Annotated in this window: 1 protein-coding gene and 1 pseudogene; both read right to left on the bottom strand. The window is 40.5% G+C overall.

The window, feature by feature from the left end; translation table 11 throughout:
* Nucleotides 1-206, bottom strand: a pseudogene (locus tag AC1DCV_RS35770) (ISAon1 family transposase); the annotation flags it as partial.
* 16 nt (nucleotides 207-222) lie between these two features.
* Complete coding sequence (locus AC1DCV_RS35765; protein ID WP_142683040.1) at nucleotides 223-546, bottom strand: ISAon1 family transposase N-terminal region protein; 324 nt, start codon at nucleotides 544-546, stop codon at nucleotides 223-225.
* Nucleotides 547-603: the final 57 nt, after the last annotated feature.

Genomic DNA, 603 nt, shown 5'->3' with positions numbered 1-603 from the left:
GCCAGCTTGTTAGTGACGATTGTATACAATTMTCCGCTGGAAAAGGCTGTTTCGTCTATGCTTAAWGCAGTGCCGATATTTTGCTCAAATAACATCCATTCACAAGCATGTTCTTTTTGATCCCAGGTACCAAAATCGCTGAGATGATGCTTGTATTGCTGGCCTAACTGTTTACCGTCTATCTGAAAGAAATGGCCCAATTGCACAGGGCTTACAGGATATTTATCTAAGTAATCCTTTTAAAAAAGCACCGAACTCCGGAGTCATTCGTGTGCCTTTTTTAACTATTTCCCAATCTCTTGTTATTATTTCTCCATCCTCTAAAACCTCCCACCGACGGCGCTTGGCATGTAGYGTGACCTTTTGGCCACGTATAGGAAAATCCTGAATTGCAATTTCTGAGAAGAAACCTTTGGAGTGTGCTTTTCTATGCTGATGCTCTACTGGAATTGTATTCTTTTCTTCCAGGTATATATCAATACCCTCTTTATTCTGACTTGAATCAATTAAGTCAAAATACTCTAAAACCCCTGCTGGCAACAGCATCTCTACTAGTTTGCGAAAGTTCTGATCCACGTGTTTCGTTGGCTAATCTGATGCAAA

The sequence above is a fragment of the Chitinophaga sp. 10T418 genome, assembly GCF_056394125.1.
The sequence above is the reverse complement of the archived record's forward strand: the minus strand, read 5'-3'. Positions and strand labels throughout refer to the sequence as shown.